A 502-nucleotide genomic window follows, 5' to 3' on the forward strand; every position below is an offset into this window, starting at 1 on the left:
GCGCAAAGAAGCGGGCACTACCGCCCCATGTCAATTCTGGTTTAACAGAGCCTTTTATTTACGCTGAGCTGCACCGCTAGATTGCTCCTCATTGCCGGTGGCGAACATAGGTAAGCCAATGCGACAGGGTGAGGTGATAGAAGCGTATTTCGTCACATGCTGATTCATGGTTTCGTGTCGTCGATTGTCATGACCAGTCGTTGGCGAGTTGGCCGATGGGTATGCTTTGCCGCATGTCGAGGGCGAGCTTGAATGGATGCAATACTCTCAGAACAGTGGCGAAACCGGGGTTGGGCACCTTGTCGTTCTCGAAGTCGATGCGCCATGGCCGCGAGACCTCGAGCCTTGCTGCGAGTCCCTTTGTTGCATATCGGTCAATCGGCGTCTTTGTCATTGTCAGGGGTGTGTTCGGTGTGGTCAACCGACTGCCATCCGGTGCCGTGCAGGGTGGTGCGTCCGATCGACTTTTTTCTCGAGTGCGCGCCGTTTGATGGCGAGGATC

This window comes from Bifidobacterium sp. UBA744 (genome assembly GCA_002298605.1).
In the GTDB taxonomy this organism is placed as follows: Bacteria; Actinomycetota; Actinomycetes; order Actinomycetales; family Bifidobacteriaceae; genus Bifidobacterium.